The organism is Mycolicibacterium sp. TUM20985 (assembly GCF_030295745.1).
Lineage (GTDB): Bacteria > Actinomycetota > Actinomycetes > Mycobacteriales > Mycobacteriaceae > Mycobacterium.
In genome coordinates, this window is sequence record NZ_AP027291.1 from 2,843,780 (window position 1) to 2,868,605 (window position 24,826).

Consider the following 24,826-nt stretch of genomic DNA (forward strand, 5'->3'; position numbering starts at 1 on the left):
GTGGGGAAATTCAGCGAGCGCAGTCACCGCTCCATCGGAAGCGCTGTACACGTGGTCTCCGTCCCTAGGTTTGGACCTTTGAGCTGCACAGTTAATACTGCAGGCTGGCACCGACACGATTCGGCCACGTACGTCCAGCTGCGCCCGGCACCCTGATCGGTCGCCAGACATCGCTTGAGCTGCGCATATGCTTACGGAGATTGGTGATCAACTGCGCAAGTCGAATTAAGACGAGAGATTTGCCGCTCATATTAAACCTATGAGGCAGAGGCTTCCGTCGATACTTCCGTCAAACCGTATGTGGCATGGCGTCGGCTTCCAAACTGCTCAACTCGACCTTGCGCCAGCAGCGTGCGAATGGTCTGGGTCCAGATATCCTCCGGAATGCCCGTCCTGTCTAAGATCTCCCGCTTACCCAGCGGTTGCGTCGACTCCCTGAGGGCATCCGACACTAATTCCACCATACGTCCGGCGTCGTGGACGGCGTCCGTAAGTTCGCGAGTCAATTTTCGCGGCAATGGAAGATTCAGTTCACGAACACGCTGCCAGCAGGCCGCCTTCTTGCACCATTCTGTCACATTTCCACTGCCAGGTGCGTCTATGAGAACCTCGCGGATCGCAATGCAGGTCGACTCAATGGCCTGCGCCAGCGCGTCAGAGATGTTCTGATCCAACCAGATACGGTCGAGATCAATCTGTTGCGATGTCCGATGCGCAAGGTAAGCGATGGTGTATGTAACGATGTTGGCGCGATAACCTCCGAACTGCTGGTCGGAGACGATCCGCTCGGTCCGCCGGAACAGGATCGCCATCGCCACAAGACGCTCAAAATATTCCTGTGTGGCCTGAGCGCGCCCACGTTGCGCGAGTCGCACCGTGAAGTGGTTGAAGTTCTTTTCGGCGCCCAGACTCACAAGATGAGGCAACTGATCCCATGAGTTTTCGAACTTCGCGAGATCGGTTTTGGTGAACTTCTGACTAGTCGGATTCACCGTCTTGAACATGCGCTTGCGTGCTGGGGTGCCCTCCTGTGCAAGCGCGTCCTGATATTGGCCGCGTGCGCGCTCGTAGAACCAGCGGGTTTGTACCTGACTGCCTCCGACGGCTGGCGCCCACACCGAACGTGACCACTTCTCGATCTGGACGTGGAAGGGGTCATTAGCTTCGAAATCTGCTTCGTTGACCTTGTTCTGGCTATTCGCGTATCGCGAGATGAGTGGGACGATCTCACTCAACTGGCTTTCTGCTACCACGGTCAACTTCACCGGAACCTGGATATGGGATATGTCGGCCTTCGTCCGCTTTGCCACGTCATGAATGGAAGCGGTTGTCTGTCCGCCGTTCACGATTTGGAGGTCCTTCACGGAGGCGATACCGAACCCCCCGTCGTCCATGGGGACGACCTTCACTGCCGACGCTGTAGCCGATAGACCGTTGTTGTAGGCCAAGAATCGATTAGGTTCGTTGAGAATCGTCTTCCTGATTCCTTGGTTTACTTTCCCGCGAGTCTGTAGAAAAGCACGAACATTGCGCTCTAGTAGCCGGGTACCGTACTCGTCGTAGATGTCTGCAAGAACCGATCCCGGGACAACCGCCAAATGCGCGGCATAGTCGCTCCATTCGTGTGGTACCACAAGGCACGGCAGCGGTTCGCCGAAACGGCGGACAAAGTCGATATTGATGGACTCCTGCTTTTGACCTGAGGTCACCGCGCGGTGCAGCCGCCTGATATCCCAGACATGGAAGGAAACCTGGAAACCGTCGTGCGTCTCGGGGCGACGCTGCTTGACTGTGGTCTTGCCGTCCGTCACCAGGAAGAGCCGCACTTTCTCCAGTCCGGCCATCTCACGGATGCTGAGCACCATGTCGAATTGTGCGGTGCTCTCCTCCATGGACAGGACCAGATCGCCTCTGGCCCTGTCGAAGAAGGTAAGCATCCGGGTAAACCCGGTTTCCACTTGATCGCGCGGCACCGTCTGCGGTGGGATGCTCTGGGTATAGATCGGCAAAATGAGGTCTAGGCGGCGGTCCTCGTCAGCTAGCGAATATCCCCCGACCCGCATCCCGCGATCTTGAAAGTACGCAACCTGCCCGTCATCGAGTTCGCCTATCTCAGTGAGTTCTTGGATGATTCTGGCGGTGAAAGTCTCCACTCGGAGCATCTCCGCACCCTCCAGCAGAGACTCACTGAGCACCTCCTGACGCAGATCCTCGGCGAACTGATCGACATCGTCAGGCACCCGTGGCCTCCCGAATGATCGGCACCAACACAGAGGCGTCCACGATGAACGGGCCAAGTGCGCTGACCGAGATGCTGTATTCGACATCACCCACGCCCGGGGGGCAGTCCGACTCCACCAGTCGCGGGAAGCCATCACCGATCAGGAAGATGCCTGCCGCGCGCACCGTGTAACCATCCCGGTAGACCCCCGCCTGAGCGTCCAAATAGTCGGCATCGAACAGTCGATCCTCAAAAATGTCGGCCGCCATTGGGTCCTGCAACCGCTTGCGGACCTCAGCGATCATGTCGGGTAGCGTCTGTCCCGCCCCCTCGCGGGCGTCTAACGAAAGCTGGTATAGAGCAAGGTGTTTCAACGCCGTCGTGTCGAGCTGCCGTTCGCTGGCGATGCGCAGCAGCTGCGGCTGCGCACCGATAGTCGTCTTGACCTCGACCGCAACCTCGCCGAAGGCGAAATCCTGTGGCCTCCCATGTGGACCCACCCACGCCTGCACCGCAGTGAAGGCCGGTACAGCACCCAGCAGGATGGTGCGCAGGAAGAAAAGCTCGCCAAACAGCCCACGCTGGCGTTCCGGTGTTAGACCGGTACTGCTCCCGCGTAGGAATCGTTGCCACCGCCGCACACGCTCGGTGACACGGGCCGCCACATCAGCCTTGTCGACCCCAGCCGCCGCGGCCTTGGCAACGTCGATGACCAACGTGTCAAATAGGTCGGCGAAGGACGGTTTCGATAGCACTAGCTCGAGCGCCTCCCCGCCAGCCGTTGCCGGCACCCGGCATAGGTCCAGCCCGCGTCCGCTGGGTAGCTCTCCCAGTTCAACACCCGACAGGTCGACGTCGATGAGCAACGCGCGTGTTTTGGCGGGCTTCTCTACGACCAAGTAAAGGTCGGCGACGGACTCCTGATGGATGCGACGCCTGAAACGGCCCTCCGCCGCAGCCTCGGCGGCCAGCTCCGCCCAGATCTGTGAGACGTTCACCCCGACGCCAACTCCTGCTCCCAGTAGACGTTATTGATCTCGTATTCGATCGGCTTAGCGTTGTCGCTGTTAGGGAAGCTAGCGGCGATCCCGACGATTGGGTCCGAGTCAACATCGAGCTCGGCGAGCTCTGGGTCGAGCAGATAGATCAGCAGCAGACCCCGACCGCGCGGTCGGGCCATCCGGATGGACGGGCCGTTGGGATTGTCTGGCGGGGTCATGCGGGTGGACTTCGTCAGGCCCGACTTCCACAGCATTCGCGTCCTCTGCAGGGCGGCCGCAAGCTCGTCCTCATTCAGATCAATCTTCTCGTCCGAGGGGCTGACCAACCGGCGTATGACGTACTCCTCGCCTAACGGCTCATTCGCCGGAAACTTAGCGCGCTCCGTGCAGCCGACGCTGAACCCGGGCCACTCCCGCAGGGTGCCCGGGTTGGACATCAGTCCCACGGTCCACGAACTTAGTTCGGCCGGATCGTCCTGTAACCGTACTCGGATGTAGTCCGCCATCACCCGGGACTGCGCCTTGGTAGCGCCCCTGTGTGTTTCGAAGGCGTCCAAGAAGTTCGCGACGATGTGTCCGTCCACGTCGTCCCAGACGATATTGGGATTTTTTGGGTCGATGGGTCGCCGGACAGCCGAGTTCTGCAGCAGGGCGGTCAGTTGTTTTGTCTGCTCGAAGTTGCCGGCGATGACCGCGGCCTCACGGCTGAAGACGATTGTCTCACTGACGCTTCCCGAGTAGGACAGCTTCATCCGGGTGCCGGTGCGCATCTTCGCCGCCGCGGTCACCATCAGATTGTCCGGGGATCTGCGGACCCGTAGGCCGAAGTCGTCGGGCGAGCCCCCGGTGAGCGCCATCTCGTCGAACTGGAGCAGCAATTCCTGATTGGCGAGCGCGATGTTCTTGTACCAGCGTTGCAAGTCTGCTGTCGTGAACAGCCGACACAGATCCTGGTAACCGGGCCGGTATCCGAACCAACGCCCCATCTGCAGCAACGTGTCATACATCCGGGAGGCGCGCAGGTAGTAGCTGACACTCAACCCCTCAAGTGTCAGGCCGCGGGAGAGCTTGTTCCCACCGACGGCGATGACGCTGACGCCGTTGGGTTTGCCGAAGTAATCCAGCGCATCCTTGGCGGTCCCGTTAATGATCTTGATCTCGATCTTCAGCGCGGCCTTGCGCAGCGCGGAGTGCACTTGGTCCCAGGTCACTTGGACCAGCTTCTTGTCGTCGACGAACGCCGTACTGGTCACGACGAAGTCCTTCTCCCAGAGGTCCCTCAGTTCGTCGACGAGATTGTTCTTCTTGCGCTTGTCACCGAACTCCAACAGATTCCGGATGTAGGTCAGTTCGGAACCAATCAGATCTGCCACCTGCTGCTGCACGTCGTTGAAACGGGTTACGTGGACCAACATCGAGTTGTGCTCAGTCGACTGTCCGCGCGCGCTGCGTGCTGCGCAGACAAGCACGAAGCTGAGGATGGCCTCGCGCAGCGAGTCCGGCAACTCTGCGGGTACCTGATATCCGTTTCGGTGGTTGTTGGGCATCCACGTGTCGGCGTCATCGACGTTGCGAGCGATCGGATAGGGCTCGACAGCCTCGATGTTGGCGTCCGGGTCACCCGTAAGGCCAAAGACCTTGGTCGCGCCGATGTAATCCGACGGCTCCTTCAAACTCAGGAGGAAGCTCCGCGGGAAAAGGTCCTCACCGTGCTCCTTGGTCTCTGCACCCTTGTAGATGAAGATGTTTGCGAACGGTGTCGCGGTGTAGCCGATGTATGCGCTCTGGTCGAAGCCGTCCAACAACTTCCGAATGCATCCATTGATCGCCGTCGGATCCGTGTCGGGGTCGAATGCGCCGGTACGCGTGTCGAAGGTGTCGCGAGTGTTGACCGAGGCGTGGTCGCACTCGTCGTCTATTACTAGCAGGGGGACGTGCGGGACCCTAGCCTTCGTCGCACCTTGTTGCAGCACCTGCTGGGTGGTGGTGGCCCACGCGATGAGGTTTTCCAGGATGCTTTTATTCTTCTTAACCACCAACAACAGCGGATCGGACCCACCGACGTTGATGCCGGCGTTCTCGGCGATGTTCTTCTTGAAGTCCCCCCGCTGAGCGCTGTTGGTCAGCGTGTTGACGATGTAGAAATCGACACCCGGTAGTAATCCCACCCCGAGCCTGGTGTTGGTCTTGTCGAACAGCATCCGTTTCTGTGTGTCGTAGCCAAGGAACCCTTCGTCCAGCCTCAGCTGGGTCTGACTGCGCAGGCTATCGTCGATGCCGGCAAGCACGACGATCAGCTTGTAGCCGGCGTCGGCGGCTTTGCAGATCAAACCGGTGTAGTTGGCCGTCTTGCCAGATTGGACTTGCCCGACCACCATTCCCCGCCGGTCCCATCGGCCAGGCCGAAGGGGATTCTCCAACCGGCTCAGGATCTGGTCGGTCACCTGATCCAGCTTCGTGGTGGATCGTGCGGTGTAGCCCTTCTCGTCCTCAAGGTAGCGCTGGTAGCGCTGCCACAGCCGCCAGTTAACGTCACCGCGGCGGTCGGGCAGCCAGTCAAGGTGATCCTCCCCCTCCCGACCGTCCAAAAACCCGGAGTCAGGGATGTAGACGTTGCAGTCCGCCTCGACGTCGCGGATCAGCTGATCGCGTTCAGGTCGCACCGCACTCATGGGCTCCATCGCGAGCACTTGGTCTACAACGTCCACCACCGCAGCGTTCGTGACGGGATCGACTGCCGCCAGCAGCATCACAGCCATACGCCTAGCCATCTGCAAGGGTGTCAAACTCACGCACCGGCCTCCTCTTCGTTGTGGGTGTCTAGGACCTCGTAGAGCTCCGGGAAGTACTGGAACGGATCGGTCGTCAAGACCCGGTCCCGCGCCGCGACGTGACCATCGCCCCGCCGCCGCAATGATTTGTACAGAGCGACCGCCAACGCTGACAGTTGATTCGAGGAAACGCCCTCGAACGGCCCCGCCTGCTCCTCGGGCCTCTCGGCACTGGCGATCGAAATCAACGGCACCGGGATAGTGCCCTCGACGATCTGCAGCAGATTGCGCACGTTCGGTGCCGACGGATGCTCCAACGCCTCGACGACCGCCGGATGCTCGCGGTTCACCTGATAGGAGACCTTGCCGTGCAGCACCCGCTGCACCCACGTTGGGATTAGGCCTTTCTCCTTCTGCCTGGTCAAGATCTTGCCGCGGTGCCGGTACACCTCCACCGCGCGAACGCGGGTCACCTTTGCGATGCGGCTAAGTTCCGCCCGCAGCACCCCGGGCGGCTGCGCCATCGACTTGCGAACGTCGATCTGCCACAGCTCATCCATGTCGTTTGTGATGTCGACCTGGATCCGGGCGAGCTTGTAGTGCTCTTCCTTTTGGAAGCCGAGCCCCAGCCAATCCCCGGCTACCAGCAGGCGTTTGTTCCGGTAGACGTAGAAGCCCTGCAGGCTGTTCCATCCACGTTTCCCGCCGGCGAGATCGAATTCCTCCTCAGTGAGCTTCGACCGGTGGGGCAGCACCACCGGCTGGACCAAGACCTTTCCGCCTGCAAGCGGGAGTTCTTCAGTTGCCAGTACCTGCCGGGCCTTGCTACGCGATAGGAACGGATCCCACGGCGGGACCTTGGTTTCGTTGACCGTGACGGTCCGGCCCTCGCGCGGGGTCAGGAACCGGTGGAAGGTCATCGACAGGTGCGAACGCACCAAACGGGCCAACTCCAAAAAGCGACGATGCGCGCCTTCGTCGTCGACATCGGTGGTAGCCACGATCCGGTCCATCTGCTGCCAGATGACCACGGTCCCCCGCGGCTGCTCGTTGAGGCGCTCTGCGAGGTCGGCGCAATCCATGGGATAACCGTGCAGCAGCCTCCATTCGTGGGTCGCCACAACGGTGTCTAAGTCCCAACGACGTGCGTGGAGCCCCGACGCCTCGGTCTTCGTGATCACGGTCAGCCGCCTGCACTGCGAGAAGGACGCCGTTTTCAGACCGAGGCCGAATCGCCCAAGATCGTCGGCCGCACGCTTCTCTTGGGGGCTTGTGCTGCCCGGGCGCATCGCCTGCTTAAGCTCGGGCTCTGTCATGCCCCGGCCGTTGTCCCCGATGGCGATCCGGCTGTTAGCTCCGTCCCAGTCGAATTCGATCCAGATCCGGTCCGCCGTCGCGGTGATGCTGTTGTCGATCAGATCGGCCACGGCAGTTTGCGGCGTATAGCCGAACGCCCGCAGGGACTCAACCAGGGCGGCCGGATCCGGCGCCGCGAGATCGAAGTTATCCCCAGATATGTCCCCATCCACAGGGCGAGGCTACGGCGGGTAGGGCCCCAAGCGCTGCCGCACCGCCGATGCGGGCTACCGTTCCGATGCTTGGAGGTGCCTGACGTCGGTTTTAGCTGTAACTCACGTACCGGGCCGCGTAGGGCTCAGTGGCCGCGAGTCGGCCAGTAAATGTCCGAGCATGCTGCTTAACTTGAGCCCATCAATGGCACTGAACTGAAAGCGTTGCTGCAATGAAACTTTCCACTGCGGCCCCGTCGGCGGCTCGGCTCACGTCCTCCCTGCGGGACATCGGCTATGACTTCGTCAGCGCGGTCGCCGACCTGATCGACAACAGCATCTCGGCAGGCGCAACCGACGTGGCAGTGGAGATCGAGTTCGCGGGCCCGGACTCAGTGGTCTACGTCGCCGACAACGGCTCCGGCCTCAACGCCCGCGGCATGATGGAGGCACTGCGTTTTGGTAGCCGCCGCACCTACGGTTCCGGCGATCTGGGTCGCTACGGTCTCGGTCTCAAAACGGCATCGCTATCCCAGGCTAGGTGCGTGACGGTTGTTTCGAGGCCCGCCGTCCGCAAGCGTCCACTATGGCGATCTTTGGACTTGGATCTGATCGCGCAACTCGACGAATGGGTCCTAGCCGAGAACCCCCCCGACCACGCCGTCGAAAAGAGCGAGGAGATGCTCGGCACCGGCACCGGCACTGTCGTAGTCTGGCAAAACCTCGATCGAGTGCTTCCCGCCTCTGGCGCCCACGGAGGTTGGGCAAAACGGCGTTTCGAGGTCCTTGCGGACAAGACGAAACAGCATCTAGCCATGGTGTTTCACCGGTTTCTCACGGGTGAGAGTGGCGCTCCGAGGATCTCCATCCGCGTCAACGGCGACAAAGTGCATGCATGGGACCCGTTCGTCCGACACGAACCAGGCACCCAGCAGCTGACCAACCAGCAGTTCGAGCTAGAGAGCGCCACGGGCGTTGGGGCGGTGGAATTACGTCGTTACATTCTCCCCGGCAAGAAAACGTTCAGCACCCTCAGTGCATTCGACGAAGCCGCGGGACCTCTGAATTGGAACAGACAGCAAGGTCTCTACATCTACCGCGAGAATCGGCTGGTGCAGTGGGGCAGTTGGGCAGGCACCCGCGGCATTGACGAGCACACCAAGCTGGCACGCGCGAGCCTTGACTTCGATAGCAACCTCGACGAAGTCTTCAACATCAACGTCGCGAAGATGCGGGTATCTGTACCCGCGCAGCTCAAGCAGATGCTTGACCGTCCGGTCAGCGAGCTGTGCATCCTCGCCGATCGGGTTTACCGACGGCAAGACGCCGACGTCGGCGATGACGCTAACGACGACGTGGTTGACCGTGATGAGAAAGCGCCGGTTAGCGGCGCGTTATCGGAGGTCGGCTTGGCTCTGAAGTCGGCGGCGATTCAGTCTGGCGAATACGACGGGTTCCGGAGCGTTATGAGGGTCATGAATGAGCAGCACCCCGAGCTGGCTCGAGGACTAGGCTTTTAGGGCTGCGCAGCCACACACCACCGATTCAGCGGACACTCACCGCACTTAGGCATGTCCACCAGGCAAGTCTCGGCCGCCAAAGCAATCAGCGCTAGGTGTGCAGACCGGGAGTGGTCCCCCAGCCCGATCATGCCGGCCACCGCGATCCGACCGTCCGTGTGCACGTTCCTCTTGTCGGCGTCACTACCTCGGAACCGGCTGGCAACGCGGAGAACACCCTTCGTGATCAGTACAGGCTCCTCGGTCTCTTTTCCGTCCGCCGTGGTGGGCAACGCCAGTTCCACTAAGTCGCAGAGAGCCGCCGGCAAGGCGGACAGAGCAGCCCGGTCGATGCTCGGCTGCCAAAGCGCAGTCGGGGCGATGGCCATCTGTTCAGCCAGCTGGCGCACGGCCGACATACGCTGCCCTCGACCAATCCCCGACATTAGCTCGTCCAGCAAATCGATTGCTGCCTTCATTGGGGGGTTACTAGCGGACACGTCAGCCTGGGCCGTGTCAATTACTTTCCATACCGCGCTCACGACCGTGGCGCTAGCGCGGTCAAGCAATATCTCACCCAGGACGAACTTCCACCTGCTTTTGGTCTTTAACCAGGGCATCGGGCCGATGGTGGGCTGTTCGCAGAACCAACTAGCCAACGTCGCCGAGACGTGTCGGGTCGATTTCCTTTCCTTCACTTTCAAATCCAACGACGACCGCACTGCTTCGCCGACCACCTGCCCAATAAGTGGCGGTACCGCGTTACCAATCTGCTTGAAAGCTACCGAGGGCGGACCGGCGAACCGGAAATCGTCAGGAAACGTTTGGATCCGAGCGGCTTCCCGCACAGTCAGCGTTCGCGGCTGTCGCGGATGGATGTACCAATAGCCGTCCTTGGCGATGTGGGCGGTAATAGTTCGCGACAAATCATTCTCGTCGAGCTTTTTGTATTTGTCATCGAAAATGTCCTTGCGATATCGCTGGAATTCTGGTGCAAGATCGGTGTACTTGGTTTTGTGCGTCATCGACTCGAAAGCCGCCCGGTCATCCTCACGCACCGGCCTAGTAATGTGGTCGAACAATCGCTCGGCGTCTGCTTCCGCCACCCGGCGTCGTAACCACCGTTGATATCCGGTTCGGGGTCCGCGGTAGTCGGCCCACCCGAACGCGCCGCCCTCTGGACGCCACCCCCCCTCTACCGGGGGCATATCCCCGATTGCGTTCCAAAGAGTGACCCGTTGAGGTGACTCGTCCGGCCAACTGAAAGCGACTCCGCCCCTAAGCGCGACCAACAACAGGCGCTGCCGCATCTGAGGCACGCCGTAACGCCATGTGTCAATCACGCGCGCCGATACCGAGTACCCGATCTGCTCCAGCTCCTCAGTCATGCTGCGCAGAATGAACATCTCGCGATCTAGCGCCATATCCGGGACGTTCTCCATGACCACTGCCTCAGGGCGGGCCAATTGGACCACTTCCAAGAATGACCGCCACAGGTCGCGTCGCTCGTCATTCGGATCGGCGGTCCCCGCCAAGACACGGGACCGGATCTTGGAACGGCCAGCTCGCGAAAACGGCTGGCAAGGTGGGCCGCCTGCAACCAGGTTCACATTATTGCGCTTCAACAGTTTGGCGACGCGCTTTATCGTCGCCGGATCCGCCAAATCCTCCTCCAGCGACATTCCAGGGAAGTGATGCCGGTGGGTCTGCACAGCAAAGTCGTAGTGATCGACTCCCAAAACCACGCCGAAACCGGCGTCCTCAAGTCCCAGACTCATCCCGCCAGCACCGCTAAATAGATCAGCCGCCAGCTGAACACCCCGTAAGCGCATGTCGGTGCACAAGGCAGCCAGGTCCTTCTCCGTGCCGACGTGTCCCACGTGCGCCGGTAGCTCGAGGAACGGTCCGCGGATCTGCTTCACCGCGTAGTTCCGCGTCGATGTCGAAGCAGATTCCAAACTCATGCCGCAAGACTAAGGTAGGGCTGTGACGCTTCATCGAGGCTCGCCGCCCATCCAGGAAGCCTCGCTGTTGATGACGGTCGAAGAACCCGCGCCACCGGCCGCGAACCCGCTGGATCCGCCGACAGAGCAAGTTCGACGACGGATGCAGTCGCAGAAGACAACCGGCACAAGGATCGAGCTCCAAGTACGGCGAGGCCTTCATTCCCGTGGCTACCGATATCGCGTCGACCGGCGTCTCTTACCTGATCACCCATTCCGGGGTGACATCGTGTGGGCGACGCGCCGACTTGCGGTGTTCCTCGACGGCTGCTTCTGGCATGGATGCCCGGTCCATGGAACTGCCCCTAAATCCAACGCTGAATGGTGGAGGACGAAGCTTGCGGGCAACCGCGATAGAGATCGACGGACCGATGCGATTCTTGAACGGCGCGGCTGGACAGTAATCAGGTTCTGGGAACATGAAAATCCGGACGAAATCGTTGAATCGATTATCGACCGACTGAAAAGACGCCCGTAGGTCCCCCGCTGAGACTGCCTAGCTCGGCATAGTTCGGAGATCGCGAGTGACCACCTGCGCATGCCGGTTGCGCAACAACTCTGACCCGCTGTCGCAGAGATGAGACGCCCGCTGCTCACTCTGAGACACGCGAGCCCAGAGGAACTACGGGCATCAATGCGATTTGACCAACGCTTGACCGATCTTCCTCGCCATCAACGGTGGCACGGCGTTGCCAACCTGCCTTCCCCGCGAAGTTAATGAGCCGCTGAAGCGAAACCCAGAGGGGAACGTTTGGATTAGTGCCGCTTCGCGCAGGCTTATCGCACGATCCTGCTCGGGGTGACCAAACCGGCCGTTCGAGTAGGACAGACAGCGAGTCGTTAGTCCAGAAGCGGGTCGATCCCACCACATCCGTCCGTACGCGTCAGTGTGACCACCGTGAACGAGGTGACAGTCAGACAGCAAATTCCTGTCCCAGTCTCGTCTATCGCCTCCCTCCGGTGTGTTGCGGATACGCTCCTTATTGACCTCCGATAACCGCATAGCGGCATGATCGGGGTCGCGATCATCTACCCCACCGTCGGGGAGCGGACGTAGATGGCCAATGGCTTTCCTCACCGTGCACGGGGGACGCTTCGTCACCGCGTGGGTCGGACGAGGCAGCACCGGCATACCGATGCGGGAGGCGACGATTACAAGTCGACGCCGCTCTTGCGGAACCCCGTAGTCGAGCGCTCTGAGCACATCAAGTTGGGTCACGTAGCCAGCCTTCGCCAGGGCCCGCAAAAACTCGCCAAGTGGCCCGTTACTGCTGGCGGCTTGTAGGCCTGGAACGTTCTCGACTACCACCAGCTCTGGCCGCAACGCCGCAACAAATCTCTGAAATTGCTGCAACAAAGTTATTCTGGGGTCCAGCGATGACCGAAACTTATTCTGACGCGAAAAGGGCTGACACGGCGCGCAACCTGAGAACAATCTCACGCCATTGTGCGTTGTAAGGACCTCAACTTCCTCAATGGAAACCTCCCTAATGTCACGGTTCAGAACTGCGACTCCAGGAAAATTTCGCCTGAAAGAATTGGCGCTGTCGGCATCGTGATCGATCGCACCACTGATTTTCAGTCCAGCATCGCTGAAGCCCTTGCTCGTACCGCCACACCCGGAGAAGAAATCGAATACCGATACTTCGTCGGGCCTCACAACTTGACACTCTCGACGAAGCCTTGGACTATCCCAGCTATTAAAGAAACCGTTTCATCACTTGCCGAGAGCTTACTGATTTCGGCCTGCTGAAAGACAAATATCTCGTCACCCGACGCCGGCCTCCCGAGTTCTTGAGTGGCAATTTCCAGCCATGCACCCTTTACTTTCCGCTCTTCGTCATGCAGGGTTTTCTGTTCGAGACGTGAATCCCGACTGCGAAGCAAAAACTCCTCAGGCGTGTCGACTGGTAGGAAGTTCACGAACATCCGGCGCCAGTCCAGAACTGCGCGTAACGACTCTCGGCGATGACCAGCACTCTCCTCCTCACTCGAGCCGTATGGAAGCTTAGGTTCGTTGCCGTTCAAGGAAGCAACCACGACCTCTTCTAAGTGATCTGGCGCGACGTTTCCGGATGCGACAGGTTCATCCGTTTTTTGGTCACCATCCAGCAGGAGCAAGAGTCCACCCCTCTCGTCATGCGCCCACATCGGCACATAGTGGCTCCATAGCGTCTCAGCCCCGCCAGGTATGAACTTGACGTCTACCGAGTCCGCTATGGGCAACCCTTTGATGGCGAACCGTACCAGCGCGGCGGCGAGGCGGTCCTCAACCACTACCGTGGGACGGTCGTACGACGCTCCCACTGCTTCGAACGCTGCGTGAGGTGCAACGCCCTGCGAGGGCATGTCTACCCTGCCGTCATCTGCCCGTATTGACAGCACCTTTATTGCGTTGACCGGCAGCGTCCGAACCATTTCAGGCGCATGGGTAGCCAGAACTATTTGATGGTGGTGCCGCTTCGCGACATTCGATAAGAAATTGATCACTTCACGTTGCGCCGAGGGATGAAGCGAAACCTCCGGTTCGTCAAATAAAATGAGTGACTTAGGTTCAGCGGCGAGAACTGAGCACACCAACATCACCGCCGCATATTCTCCGCTCCCCGCAAAAGCTTCCGAGTACTGAATACCCGCCGCTTTCATCAAAACAGTCCAACCGCCCTGTCGCCCAAAATACCGATGATGAATAACTCGAATTGACTCGTATTTCCGGCCCAGAATTGCTTGGATCGCAACTAGCTCTTCTTCGCCAACGGAATGAATTGGCTTTATTATCCGTTCGGCCCCGTACCAGACGTCGCTGCGCTTTTGTTCCGATATCGCCCCAGCCAGACGAGTTGATCGTTTTCGTATTGCAGACTTTCGCAAACGTAACGCTTGCATAAAAGTCAGCGCTCCGGGTCGATTGATTTCCGAATGATAGAAAGCCCAGTCAAATGCCGAGAGCTGCGAACGGAAGTCGAGATAAAGAACTTCTTTGTCGAGAGTGTTCCATCGCGTTTTCGACCCGTCCTTCGGCTGGGCCCCGCTGAAATGGTACTTGTCCATGTTGTCGGGTGCGCTTGTAAGGGGGCGGCTTGGCTCAAATAGGTCAGGATCGATTTCATTCTTCGAGCGTGAACTTCTCCGGCGGCCTATACGGGTCTTAACAACCTCAACCAGGCCACGGGCAGTATCGGAGTATCTTCCGTAAATAAAGCGATGGCGAGCATCTGGGGCAATGGCATCCATCGCGGTACCAAACCAATAATTTCCTAGATCATTTCCCGTCGGACTGCCCTGCAGCGCACGCAAGATCGCAGTCTTGTTACAACCATTTGGGCCGACAATAGCGGTCAGCGGATGACTGAACTCGATCCTCAAACCCGTGACCAGATTCTTGAAAACGGGAAAACGTATGTAGTGAATGGCGGGTTCGAAAACACCCTTGCTCCACATGCGTGAAAGCTGATCGTGAAGCTCGTCCAAGGCCCCCCCAAGCTAGTACCTGCAGGAAACTTAGCAAGGTTCACCTGTCATCGGGACTAACGTTCGGCGCGCGTCCGGTCGAAAATCCCCAGCTCCCAAACCGTGGCGGGCCTAGCGAGCTGTCATCTACAACGGACGAGTAATGCCACGACCCCCTGACCGGGAACTGGAGCGACTCGGGCTACTCGGATCTCAGGCGGCAGACCCTGCACGTCCGGGTCGTAGCTGTGCGGGTCGAGCGCGGCCGCCGTCGACCAATCTGCCGATGACACCGGTTCACGACCGAACACCCCCTTGAACGCAGCTTCCTCGTTTCGACGTCTGTCGGCCTCCGACTCGGCGTGTCCCGGCGGCCCCTGCTTGAAGTCGACCGCTTGAATGGCGCCGTCGTTCGATGGGTCTCCTTCACCCTCGAACCGGATCCCTTGCAGTTCCCCGGCATTCTCAGTGAGCTGGTCGCCGACCAGACGATCGGTCTGCACCAGACGCTCGGCATGCCAGCGGATGTATTCTGCGTGCTCCATCGCCGCCCGGTGACGTACAACAGCGGTATCTGGATCGAAGTCGCGAGCGTCGATGACCGAAAGGTTCTCGGCCACGGTGAACCCATCCCTCTCGGCGTCGTCAATGGCATCCAGGGCCGCTCGCTGCGCCGCACGCACGTCACCGGCACCTCGTTCGGCGATCTCGGCAGCGGCCGCTTGCATTGCGCTCTGCTGTCTCACCACCGCGAGGTCAGTCGTAACCCGTTGCACCGCTGCGTCCTTAGCGGTCCCCACCCACTCAGTGCCACCGGGCGCGGCGACGTTCGCCCGATGCCGGTCGAATGCGTCCTCGGATTCCGAGGCGGATTCACGCCACCGTGCCGCCGCGTCGCTGAGGTGGGCGCTCTGCCAGCTCTGAAGCTGCGACTTTGTCGGCGAGGGTGACGCCACGGCAGCAGGATTCACATGGACTCCGCGAGGCGTCCCCTTGCGTCGGCGTCTGCCGTGTCATATGCGTCGGCGCTCGTGAGCATGTCGGCCGCGACAGCCTTCACCCGCTGCGCTTGGCGCCTTCGGACACTGACCACGGCACCGTTCAATGCCGCCACACCTGCATGGCTGGGTTGACTTCCCACGTCCGATCCCTGGTCGCCGCGCCCGGCGAGATCGGAAGCGAGGGCGACGCTGCTACCTGCGCCCTGCCTCAAACCCGCGGCGTCAACCGACAACGGCATCTCGTCCACCCCCTAGATTCTGCCGCACGCCAAGCACGGACTTGCGCACCATTACCTCGAGCCCCACCCCTCACCCCCGCAACCGCGCATTGATCGTCGCCAACACGCTCCAGCCGATCAGCGTGCCCAGCGCGATCGAGAAGATCGCCGCGACCGCCGTGCCCAACGTGTAGATGTCACCTTCTCCTGCCACCGCCTCACCGAGCGTCTTGAAGCTCAACGCCCCGGGGACCAACGCCCAGAACGCCGCGAGCATCATCACGATCGCCGGCGGCGAGGTCTTGATCCGCGCCTCGAGCATCGCGAACGGCACCACCAGGAACGCCCCGACCGCACCGGAATGCGTTGCGTTGAGGAACATTCCACCCACCTTCTGCCCGATCAGTGCCACCCCGACCGCGAGCACCAGCCATAGGAACGAGCCCATCGGCGCCGACAGATAGAAGTAGAGCCCAATCGCGATCACCACGATGGCCACGTACAGCGACCAGCCACCCATCTGCGCCGACGGCTGCTGCGGCACCAGACTCGCGTCTCGACTGCGGCAAGTAGCGCCGTAGGCCTGCGACGAGCTCGGCGGCCGGACCGGCCCCGACCAGGTCTGCACCGTGCACACCGAGACCGCCGACTACACGATCGACATGAGCTTCCCGGTCGCCTATCCCGACCAATCCGCACTGGCCTCCGTCCTTAGGCGCCAGCGGGACCAATTCGTCCAGACGCTCAGCGAGCTCCCCGCCCGCGACGTCCCCAAGGCGCTCGACATCAAGTCGACGACGTACGCGGCGGGTCCAGCGGGTACCGGCACCGAGAGCCTGGTGCTCGAGGAGTACGTCAACGTCGGCGGGGCTCACCCGGAGACCTACTACGACGCGCTCAACTTCGACATTGCCAAGAAGGCGCCTATCACCTTCGAGACGCTGTTCAAGCCGGGCACCGACCCGGTCGCGGTGCTCGACCCCATCGTCGAGGAAGAGTTGCGGAACCGCCTGCAGGGCGCGCCCGTCGACGCCAACCCCATCGGTGCGCAGATGTACCAGAACTTCGCCCTCACCGACGACGCGGTGATCTTCTTCATCGGCCCTGGCCAGTGGACGATCGAAGCCGCTGGCGCGCAACAGGTCTCGGTGCCGCGTAGCGCGCTCGCGTCGATCCTGGCCTAGCTGCCAGCAATCTAGGGAAGCAGTTTCGTACTGCCATCGATCGCATGGGTGGTGCTGACGATCTTCGCGATGCAGTTGTCCCGGTCGAACCCCTGCTGAGTGCACCAATCGAGAATGTCGTAGGGGTTGTCGGACTGAAGGCCGACCACGGTAACCCAGAAATTCCGTCCGTCATAGGTCGACCAGTCCCCCGACCACAGCAGCCGGACGTTGGGGTAGATGCCGCGCAGGCGTAGGTGCTCGTCGAGGATCGCCTGGTTGTTCCAGGTGATGCCCTTCGCCTCGAGGCCAACGCGTTTCGAACTAATCTGCGGGATCCAACGATCGGCGAGATAGCTCGCGACCGAGGAGCGGTCCTCGTCGGCGATCCGCTGCAATCGAGCGAGACTGACCTGCTCCATGTTTGGAGGAGGCGGCGCGGCGCTGGTGCGCGTCGGCGTCCAGGTCCGCGTCGGCTTCGAAGAGGAGGTCGTCGGATCGTCGCTAGTGCCCATCAGCAATTCGACCCCGGCCTTCGCCTCCGCTTCGGTGTAGCTCATCTCCGGGTGCTGCGCGACGTGAACGCGGTAGAACTGCGCGCCCGCGGGCACGTCCGCCACGCGGAAGCGCAGCACGCATCCGTCGCTCTCCTTGTAGCCCGCCGAGATCGACCCCTTGGCCAGCAGCGTGCCCGACTCGTTCTCCACTGTGATGGGAGCGTTCGGGCCGACGTCGCCGAACTCCCGCGCGCCCGCGCAGCCATAGCCGGCGGGAAGACCCGACGTCTTGACCGCGTCGTTGGCCAAGCGCAATGAACCCGCCAGGCTGAACGGAGGTTGCGATGGTTCGCGCGCCGGCGCTAGCGCGAAGTACCCGACCAGCGCCACCACGACCAGGACGACTGCCGCAGCGGCGGCGATCCACGGTCCTCGACGACGACTAGTCTTCGCCGCGGGTGGTTGCGGCGCCGCGGCCGCGGGCACGGTCGCTGCCGCCCGCAGCATGGTGTCCGCGTCATCGAATGATGACGGCGTCCCGGCGGGCACCGGCAGCACACCCTCCTCGAGGGCGGTGACGAAGTCCGCGCACGTCGCGAACCGTTCGTCGGGGTCCTTGGCCATCGCCCGGGACAGCGCTGCGTCGAACCGAGCCAGCTCGGGCCGGGCACCTCCGAGGGACGGCGGATCCGCGTTGAGGTGCTGACTGATGACGACGGCGGCATTCGAATGCTGATACGGCTGCTTCCCCGTCAGCAGGTGATAGGCGGTTGCCGCCAGTGAGTACTGGTCGGCCCTGCCGTCGAGCGGCAGTCCCATCAGCTGCTCGGGCGCGGCGTAGGCGGCAGTGCCGACGGTCATGTTGGTCGCCGTCAGGCCACCGGAGGTGTTGTCGGAGAGATCTCGTGCTACACCGAAGTCGCCCAACAGGATTCGTCGTTCGCCGGGCTCGGCGTCGGCGAGCAGGATGTTGGCCGGCTTGACGTCGCGATGCAGCAGCCCCTTGGAGTGCGAGTAGTCGAGCGCCGAGGCCACCGCCTCGACGATGGCCAGCGCGTCGTCGACGGGCATCCCGTCCGGGTGCTCGTCCAGCAGTCGGCTCGCGTCGTCACCGTCGACGAAGTCCATCGAGATCCACAGCCGACCGCGATACTTGCCACGGTCGAGGATTCCGACGATGTGCGGGTGCCACAGCTTCGATGCCAAATCGGCTTCGCGGTTGAAGCGTTCGATGTAGTCGGGATCGGACGAGATGGCGGTCTTCAAGACTTTGATCGCATCGTGTCTGGGCAGCCTCGGGTGCTGAGCGAGGTAGACCTCGCCCATTCCCCCCGCGCCAAGCTGCCGCTCAATCGTGTAGCCGGCAAACTTCGCGCCGTTCGCCAACGGCATGCAACGACGGTACCCATCAGGTACCTGATCAACACGAGTTATCTGCGAAAGTGGGCCGGTGATCGGCCTACGCTGACACCCATGCCCACGATCGACGTCGCCCATCCCCCGCAACTCGTCATGCGCCTGCTCAACCCGACCCTGCGCACCGCGCTCCGTGTCCCCGGCCTCGGCGCGTCGCTGAAGGACTTCATGGTCCTCGAGTACACCGGCCGCAAGTCGGGCCGACGGTTCTCCGTGACCATCAGCGCGCACCACCTCGACGGCGAGCTCTACGCCATGGCCGAAGCGGGCTGGAAGTACAACTTCGCCGACGGCGCGCCCGCCGACGTCTGGTACCGCGGGAAGCAGACGCCGATGCAGGGCCAGCTGATCAAGGACCCCGCGACCGTCGCCGACATCGCCCACCGCGTGGCCACCGGCTACGGGGCGAAGAAGGCGCAGCGCTCCATGGGTCTGAGCTTCAGCACGCCGACGGTGCCCTCGCTCGACGATTTCGCCGAGGCAATCCCGCGGCTGCACATCGGCGCGATAAAGCTGACCCCGCGCACCTAACCCTCACCGCCGCAACCGCGCGTCGATCGTCGCCAACACACTCCACCCCACCAACGTCCCGAGCGCGATCGAGAAGACCGCGGCCACCGTCGTCCCCAGCGTCGTGATGTCGCCCTCGCCGGCTACGGCCTCGCCGAGGGTCTCGAAGCTCAGCGCGCCCGGCACCAATGCCCAGAACGCCGCCAGCATCATCACGATCGCCGGCGGTGACGTCTTGATCCGCGCACCGAGCATCGCGAAGGGCACCACCAGGAACGCCCCGAGCGCACCGGAATGCGTGGGCGACAAGAACAATCCGCCCACCTTCTGTCCGATGAGGGCGACGCCAACGATGAACACCAGCCACGCGAACGACCCCTTGGGCGCCGAGAGGTAGACGTACAACCCGATCGCAATCACGACCACCGCGACATAGAGCGACCAGCCGCCCATCTGCGCCGACGGCTGCTGCGGGACGATCTCCGCCCCGAGGTGAATGCCCAGGCCGACGCCGAACACCAGCAGCATCAGCTGCATGACTCCATAGATCAGCCGGGTGGCGCCACTGATCATCTGCGCACTGGCCAGCTCCATCGCGCCGATCGTCAACGCCAGGCCGGGCAGCAGGGCCACCAGTGGCGGACTGATCACCCGCAGCAACCCATCGTTGGCGGCATCCGCGACGAACCACGTGGCCAGCAGCGTCACCACCGCCGCCGCCAGCGTGGGCAGCACGGCGTTCAACGTGGGGAACGGCCGACCCAAGATGACGATCGCCCCAACCACCGAGCCGAGGAACACGTAACCCCACAGCGATGCCCACGTCGGGTTGATCACCATGCCGAAGCCCAGCGTGGTGATCGTGTACCCGATGACGGTGGTGACCGGACCGAATCGCGGCGGCATGGTCCGCGCCGCCGCCGCTTCACGTGCCGCATCGGCGGCGGTGATGGCGCCGAACTCGGCGAGTTCGGCGATCGCGTCGACCCGGCCAGCCAGGTTCAGCTGCGTGGTGGGGTTGACCACCGTCTCCACCTCGTAGGCGACGGTGCCGACCTGGACCACCAGCGCCGTCGGCAGCACCACGACGCGGACGGTCTCGCTGGTGTAGTTCTTGGCGATCGCCAACAGCCGTGCCTCCACCAGGTGCGTGGGCTGCTCGCACTCGATCAGCGCGATGCCCAGCTCACGCAGCATCGCGGCGACCTCGGTGTCGTCGTCGACCGGTCCCCCGGTCAGGGCCCGCGGCACTTCCTTGCGGATCGATTGCAGGAACCCCCGCGCGTCATCGCTCATAGCGGTGATTGTGACGGGCGGCTGGCCGACCGCCCAACCCCACCGGCCGGCCGCGCCGTCTCAGCCCGTCGGCGTGGTGTCGGATGCCCGCGGGCGCGTCGCACCCCACAGTCCAACACCGATGCCGACGACGGCGCCGCCGAGCCCGATCAGCTGTTGAGACCGCCTCATCTGGTGATGAGCGTTCAACCCGCCGAGGAGATCTGCCGCGTCCGCACCACCGGAGGCCAGGAACCAGCCGCGCGTCTCGCGGCCGCGAAGGGCTGCCGTCGCGAGCAATCCGCCGATGAGCGCGTCGCGGTAGCCCATCGAGTACAGCAGCAGCCGTGCGCTGCCCACCGGTTCGTCTGGGTCACCCCACCACCTGTTGGCGCGAACCGGATCGACGAGGAACGAGAGTCCCGACGCGAGGCGGATGCCCCCGACGGCGAGTGCGGCACGGTCGATCGACATGCTCGGACCCTAGGGCCTCTTTCCCCGTGCGAGAGGGGTTTTGCGGCTGCCGACCATGGAGCCCGTCGCCGGGGCGGCGGCGGTGCGACCCGATTGCACCCGGTACTGCCGTGGCGTCGTTCCGAACCAACGCCGGCACGAGCGGTTGAGCGCGCTCTGCTCGGTGTAGCCGAGCAGGCCCGCGACCTGGACCAGCTGAAACCCCGGCTGGGCGAGGTACTTCGCGGCGAGCATACGGCGTTCGCCGTCGATGACGTCTTGACACCGCGTCCCCTCCGCTGCGAGCTGGCGCTGCAACGTCCGCGGATGCAGGGCCAGCTCGCTCGCGATCGCGTCGACACTGCACTCCCCCGTGGGCAACAGGTGACGAGCCAGCTGGGCGACCCGATCCGACAACCGAGCCGTCGGCGGAAGGTACTTCGACTCAAGGTATTTCGCCGCAATGCGCCTGGCCTCGGGATCGGCGCTCTCGACCCGTTGGTTCGCCAGCCGTGCGGACAGTTCGAACCCGCACGTCGGCCGCCCGAAGCGCACCGGGCAGCCCAGCGCCTCCCGGTAGGCCGCCTCCGACCCTTGCCGGCCGTGCATGAACCACACGGACTTCGGCCGAGCATCGGCACCGCCGAGCAGGCGGATGATCCGAGCGCTCAGCGCGATGCCGACCTCGTAGGCCTGGATCACCTCGGGCAGCCCTCGTTCGGTCACCTCGAGGGTGACCTTGAAGCTGCGGTGCGCCGTCGTCTGCGGGACGGGCTTCAACGCCAGCGCCGGTGAGTGGACGTAGAGATAGCGCCCGAGGGACTGCACGCCATCGCGCAGGGTCTTCGAATTGCGCGCGATCACCGCGAGTGGCCCGAGAATCTCCAGCCCCCGCCAGTGCGACATGCGCAATCCGAAGTCCGGACAACACAATTCGTCGGCGGTGACGTCGAGCAGGCGGACGTAGGCCGCGAACGGAATGAAGGCGTGTTCCGGGTCCTCCACGATGACCGGGATGCCGAAGCGCGCCAGATACGCCTCGGGGTCTCCCCCGAGCTCGTGCACCAACTCGGGATAGCCGCGCAACACGGTTGCACGGATCAGACTCCCCATGCGTCACCCCTGTCGGCAAATGTTAAAAACCTGTCGCAAATCGTCAAGACGAATGCCACTGCCCTACGGCATCCTGAATGTACAACCTCCTGCAACGCCGCAGTTGGAAGCAGAAGAAGGCGATGAACGCACCACATCTGAACGCCCCGACCACCAGCCCGTCCGGCAACGGCACGGCTAGCGGACCGAGCGCCGACACCTCGATCACGCGTCGCACTCGACGCGACCAGACGAGGACGTGGAAGACGTTGCGTCACAACGACACTGGTCGACTGACCAGTCGGTGGTTCGTGCCGTTCATCCAGGACCCCCCGAGCGTGCCCGCGACCCCCTGCCACCACATCTGATCAGCAGCCCCGCGCTGCTGCCACAGGCTCTGAATCTTGACCCGTAGCCACACGTTCGTGGCTCGTCGACCCCCAGCACCGCGCCTCGCGGTGTCGACTTCTTTCCCCAGTTCGGCTGGGGTACTGCAGGAGATTCCATGAACGACCAACCTCGAAAGCCCAAGGTGCGCAACAACTGGACCAGCGCGCACGACGACGTCCTGGCCCGCATCGCCACCGCCGCCGAGCGCGTGAAGCGCTATGACAATCCGGAGACCAGGGCCGCGCTCTTCGAAGCCGTCGAGGCCGCCCGCATCGCTGGCGTCGGATGGACGAAGATCGGGGACACCCTCGGCATCGCCAGCGGCAACGCCTACCAGCGTTACCGGAAGCGTCAGCCGACCGGTACTCACCACCTTCGGACGACGCACGAGGACGAACCACCCTGCTGATGCGCCCAGGACCGACTGCCTACCCGTAGTCGAAGTACGTCGTACCGATGCCGCCGACGCCGACGTTCGACGAATAGATCGGCTGCTGCGCGAACGGGGTGTAGCCGGTGTTCATCAGGCTGTCGTTCGGGACGACGACCGGGGTGTTGAACGCCGTCGTCACGTACGAATACAGCAGGCTCAGACCGTCGGCGGTGTACACCGAGACCGTCGTGCCCGCCGGAAGGTCACCGGTGAGCTGTCCGGTGCCCGTGAGGTACGTCGGGATGGTGCCGGTCACCCCGCCGGAGTCGATGATCACCCAGACGACTTGGAGGGGGTTGTTGCCCGTCCGCGCCTCTAGGTTGCTGATCGGCGCTCCGGCCACCCCCACCCGGGCGGGTCGCGGGTTGGGGCCGAAGATCAACACGCCGCGCGTCTCGTCGATCAGGACGCCGTCCTTAAGTTCGCCGGGCAGGGCGGTGGTCGGCAGGCTGGGGCCGGGGCCCACCGCGTTGGGTCCGATGCCGAGCACGCCCACCACGCCTGCGGGTTCGAAGTACGCAGCGAACGCGTCCTGCGACGCCGCGCCGACGAGATTGACACTCGTTGGGGCCGTGACGATTCCGTAGCCGAAGTCGACGATCGTGGTGTACGTGTCGTAGGTGTATGTCAGGCCACCGCTGTACCCGCTGGTGCCCGACCCCGTTTTGGTGCCGAGACCGGGCAGTCCGACGTAGCGCGGATCGATCACCAAACCGGCTGATCCGGTGTCGACGAGGACCGGCACGCTCGGGCCACCGTTGATGGACATGTAGACCACCGGTTCGGTGACGGCCTTCATCGTGAGCGGCACGAATCCATAGACCCTGCCGTTCTGGGCTGCCAACGACATGAGCTGCATCGCCTGGTTGGCGGCACTCGCGGAACCGAAGACGGCGACCAACTGGGTGAAGGTCTGTGCTGTCCCGAGCCATGACTGCGCGACCGACGGGAACAGCAACGTCACGTCCAGGGTCAGGTTGGCCAACTGGTGCACGATCGGGATTCCCGCGGTGGCTATTACCAGGCCCTGCGCCCCCGGCGTCACCGCCTGCCACGCCGACAACCACAGCTGCGCCTGCACCAGCAGCGTCAGCGGCACCACGGCCACGACGCCGGAGACGAGATTGGCCTGCCCCCACGTCTGCGCTACCAGCACCGTCTCGGCCGCGGTGATCTGCTGCAGCGCCAATTGCACCGAGGCGCCCGGCACGATCGTCAGCCCGTTCAGCCACGACGTCGTGCCGGTCGCGGCCGCTGCGGTGGCCTCGGCGACGGGCGCGCTGGTGGTCGCTGCCGGGCCGACGGTGCTCGGGACCGTGGCGTCTTCACTGGGTTGGCGCCGCGCCAAGGCCAACGTGCTCAGCAGCAGCGGGTTGTCGGGCGGGCCGGCGGGGTCTCCGGTGGGTGCTTGCGTCGATTCGATCGGCTCCACCGCCTCGGTCGACGCCATGCCCGTCGGGCGCACGTCCGGGACCTCGGGTGTCGTTGACGGAGATGACTCGGCCGCATCGGTTTTCGCGCCGTGCTCGTTCGCCGTCGACAGGTCGACCGTCGAGCTGCTGAACGTCACCGTGGGCGTGCCGTCGCCGCCGACGGTGGTCGTCGTCTGGCTGTCCGACGTCGTGGTGGTGAGGGTCGTCGTCGCGGGGCCAGCCGTACCGCTCGCCGCGTCGTGGGCGGCGCCGCCGACGGCGGGCTGATCCGCGGCTACCGAATCGGCTGCGGCTACCTGGCTCGACGACGTGTCGCCAGATGACGTGGATGTCTGGTCGGCAGCGTCATCGGCCCACGCCGTCGCCGACGTCGCACCGATTGCCAGTCCGACGCCCAAGGCGACCGCCAACGCTCCGACCCGTCCGACGTAGCGTGCATGACTCATGACTCGACCCCCCGTGCTTGGCAAACGATCTTGATTGTTGCCCAGG

At 62.9% G+C, this 24,826-nt stretch carries 20 protein-coding genes; 6 read left to right on the top strand and 14 right to left on the bottom strand.

The annotated features are described in order from the left end of the window. Window positions 1-257 precede the first annotated feature (257 nt). Genes QUE68_RS14050 through QUE68_RS14065 form a run of 4 tightly spaced genes read right to left on the bottom strand, consistent with a single transcriptional unit; the run spans window position 258 to window position 7,522 of the window. Window positions 258-2,240 carry an AIPR family protein gene (locus QUE68_RS14050; RefSeq protein WP_284236029.1) on the bottom strand — a complete coding sequence of 661 codons (1,983 nt, stop codon included), beginning with the start codon at window positions 2,238-2,240 and terminating at the stop codon, window positions 258-260. After that, the gene (locus tag QUE68_RS14055; RefSeq protein ID WP_286275700.1) at window positions 2,233-3,219 is read right to left on the bottom strand and encodes a PD-(D/E)XK motif protein; all 987 of its coding nucleotides are present in this window, start codon (window positions 3,217-3,219) and stop codon (window positions 2,233-2,235) included. Before QUE68_RS14055 ends, QUE68_RS14050 begins: the two co-directional genes overlap by 8 nt. After that, the gene (locus QUE68_RS14060) at window positions 3,216-6,014 is read right to left on the bottom strand and encodes a Z1 domain-containing protein (RefSeq protein WP_284236026.1); all 2,799 of its coding nucleotides are present in this window, start codon (window positions 6,012-6,014) and stop codon (window positions 3,216-3,218) included. The genes QUE68_RS14055 and QUE68_RS14060 overlap by 4 nt, the downstream gene beginning before the upstream one ends. Continuing rightward, entirely contained in the window at window positions 6,011-7,522 is a 1,512-nt protein-coding gene (locus QUE68_RS14065) for an ATP-binding protein (protein WP_284236025.1), read from the bottom strand. Before QUE68_RS14065 ends, QUE68_RS14060 begins: the two co-directional genes overlap by 4 nt. A 212-nt stretch (window positions 7,523-7,734) precedes the next feature. On the opposite strand from QUE68_RS14065, the gene QUE68_RS14070 reads away from it, so the two are divergent. Next, entirely contained in the window at window positions 7,735-9,021 is a 1,287-nt protein-coding gene (locus QUE68_RS14070; protein WP_284236024.1) for an ATP-binding protein, read from the top strand. Here the strand turns inward: QUE68_RS14070 and QUE68_RS14075 are convergent. Beyond that, window positions 9,018-10,964 (bottom strand): DNA cytosine methyltransferase, encoded by a 1,947-nt coding sequence (locus QUE68_RS14075; protein ID WP_284236023.1) that lies wholly within the window; start codon window positions 10,962-10,964, stop codon window positions 9,018-9,020. The genes QUE68_RS14070 and QUE68_RS14075 overlap by 4 nt on opposite strands. Before the next feature lie 142 nt (window positions 10,965-11,106). Here QUE68_RS14075 and QUE68_RS14080 point away from each other — a divergent pair, with 142 nt between their 5' ends. Beyond that, entirely contained in the window at window positions 11,107-11,481 is a 375-nt protein-coding gene (locus QUE68_RS14080) for a very short patch repair endonuclease (RefSeq protein WP_286275820.1), read from the top strand. Between the two features lie 153 nt (window positions 11,482-11,634). Here QUE68_RS14080 and QUE68_RS14085 read toward each other — a convergent pair whose 3' ends face one another. The 4 genes from QUE68_RS14085 to QUE68_RS14100 form a co-directional block, all read right to left on the bottom strand. Further along, window positions 11,635-12,663: a DNA cytosine methyltransferase gene (locus QUE68_RS14085; RefSeq protein WP_284236022.1), complete on the bottom strand. Its 1,029-nt coding sequence runs from the start codon at window positions 12,661-12,663 to the stop codon at window positions 11,635-11,637. Beyond that, a complete protein-coding gene (locus QUE68_RS14090) occupies window positions 12,660-14,474 on the bottom strand; it encodes an ATP-binding protein (protein ID WP_284236021.1) in 1,815 nt (604 codons plus the stop codon). The genes QUE68_RS14085 and QUE68_RS14090 overlap by 4 nt, the downstream gene beginning before the upstream one ends. 122 nt (window positions 14,475-14,596) lie before the next feature. Beyond that, a complete protein-coding gene (locus QUE68_RS14095) occupies window positions 14,597-15,136 on the bottom strand; it encodes a hypothetical protein (protein ID WP_286275701.1) in 540 nt (179 codons plus the stop codon). 627 nt (window positions 15,137-15,763) lie between these two features. Further along, window positions 15,764-16,300 (bottom strand): hypothetical protein, encoded by a 537-nt coding sequence (locus QUE68_RS14100; RefSeq protein WP_284236019.1) that lies wholly within the window; start codon window positions 16,298-16,300, stop codon window positions 15,764-15,766. A gap of 1 nt (window position 16,301) precedes the next feature. Here QUE68_RS14100 and QUE68_RS14105 point away from each other — a divergent pair, with 1 nt between their 5' ends. Continuing rightward, window positions 16,302-16,856, top strand: a complete 555-nt coding sequence (locus QUE68_RS14105) for an esterase (protein ID WP_284236018.1) — start codon at window positions 16,302-16,304, stop codon at window positions 16,854-16,856. Window positions 16,857-16,867: 11 nt separating this feature from the next. On the opposite strand, the gene QUE68_RS14110 is transcribed toward QUE68_RS14105, so the two are convergent. Continuing rightward, window positions 16,868-18,724 (bottom strand): serine/threonine-protein kinase, encoded by a 1,857-nt coding sequence (locus QUE68_RS14110; protein ID WP_284236017.1) that lies wholly within the window; start codon window positions 18,722-18,724, stop codon window positions 16,868-16,870. A gap of 81 nt (window positions 18,725-18,805) precedes the next feature. Here QUE68_RS14110 and QUE68_RS14115 point away from each other — a divergent pair, with 81 nt between their 5' ends. Further along, entirely contained in the window at window positions 18,806-19,279 is a 474-nt protein-coding gene (locus QUE68_RS14115) for a hypothetical protein (RefSeq protein ID WP_284236016.1), read from the top strand. A 3-nt stretch (window positions 19,280-19,282) separates the two neighbouring features. Here QUE68_RS14115 and QUE68_RS14120 read toward each other — a convergent pair whose 3' ends face one another. From QUE68_RS14120 to QUE68_RS14130, 3 genes are read right to left on the bottom strand one after another with little or no spacing between them, the layout of a single operon-like run. Next, window positions 19,283-20,554 (bottom strand): threonine/serine exporter family protein, encoded by a 1,272-nt coding sequence (locus QUE68_RS14120; protein WP_284236015.1) that lies wholly within the window; start codon window positions 20,552-20,554, stop codon window positions 19,283-19,285. A gap of 60 nt (window positions 20,555-20,614) precedes the next feature. Next, on the bottom strand, window positions 20,615-21,007 hold the full coding sequence (locus QUE68_RS14125) for a DUF4267 domain-containing protein (protein ID WP_284226736.1): 393 nt from the start codon (window positions 21,005-21,007) through the stop codon (window positions 20,615-20,617). 9 nt (window positions 21,008-21,016) lie between these two features. Further along, window positions 21,017-22,099, bottom strand: coding sequence for an AraC family transcriptional regulator (locus tag QUE68_RS14130; RefSeq protein WP_284226737.1), 1,083 nt, complete (start codon window positions 22,097-22,099; stop codon window positions 21,017-21,019). A 77-nt stretch (window positions 22,100-22,176) separates the two neighbouring features. On the opposite strand from QUE68_RS14130, the gene QUE68_RS14135 reads away from it, so the two are divergent. Then, window positions 22,177-22,446 (top strand): hypothetical protein, encoded by a 270-nt coding sequence (locus QUE68_RS14135; RefSeq protein ID WP_284236014.1) that lies wholly within the window; start codon window positions 22,177-22,179, stop codon window positions 22,444-22,446. A 137-nt stretch (window positions 22,447-22,583) separates the two neighbouring features. Beyond that, the gene (locus QUE68_RS14140; RefSeq protein WP_284236013.1) at window positions 22,584-22,877 is read left to right on the top strand and encodes a hypothetical protein; all 294 of its coding nucleotides are present in this window, start codon (window positions 22,584-22,586) and stop codon (window positions 22,875-22,877) included. A 19-nt stretch (window positions 22,878-22,896) separates the two neighbouring features. Here QUE68_RS14140 and QUE68_RS14145 read toward each other — a convergent pair whose 3' ends face one another. Beyond that, window positions 22,897-24,780: a PecA family PE domain-processing aspartic protease gene (locus QUE68_RS14145; protein WP_284236011.1), complete on the bottom strand. Its 1,884-nt coding sequence runs from the start codon at window positions 24,778-24,780 to the stop codon at window positions 22,897-22,899. Between the last annotated feature and the right edge of the window lie 46 nt (window positions 24,781-24,826).